The 468-nt window shown below is 53.8% G+C and carries 1 pseudogene; it reads left to right on the top strand.

What is annotated here, in order from left to right:
* Nucleotides 1-85: 85 nt before the first annotated feature.
* Nucleotides 86-468, top strand: a pseudogene (locus AUR66_RS22470) (hypothetical protein); the annotation flags it as partial.

Genomic DNA, 468 nt, shown 5'->3' with positions numbered 1-468 from the left:
CAATGCAATCGACCATAGCCTTACACAACGTGGGGGGAAAACAGGGGCAACTGCAACAGACGTTGCGAGATACGCACGCGAGTGCTTGTTTCAGTGGACAGACGGCCTCGGTTCAGAGCCTTCAGTTGGCAACGTTATCCAAGACCACCCCGATGGATGGCTAATTGATGCGTTGCAGTTTGTTGGAAGCGAAGATGGACTCTACGAACGCCTAGGCGAAGTGCTTGAAGCACAGGGCCAGTTCGATGCTGAGCCACGTGTCGTTGTGTCGGTTGCTGTTCGAGTGAGTCCAGACCAACTGAAAGTCACACCACCCAATCAAGAGGGAAGCTATCTCCCAGGAGAGTTGGACGTATTCAATGCAGCAATGAGAGCTCGAAAGGTCGAAAAACTCTCAACGAAGCACGGCAGCCAGTCACGAGGCTATGGGACGGAGATGGTGTCGGGTGAACGTTGCGACCTCGTTGG

Source organism: Haloferax profundi, assembly GCF_001469865.1.
Classification (GTDB): domain Archaea; phylum Halobacteriota; class Halobacteria; order Halobacteriales; family Haloferacaceae; genus Haloferax; species Haloferax profundi.
The sequence above is the reverse complement of the archived record's forward strand: the minus strand, read 5'-3'. Positions and strand labels throughout refer to the sequence as shown.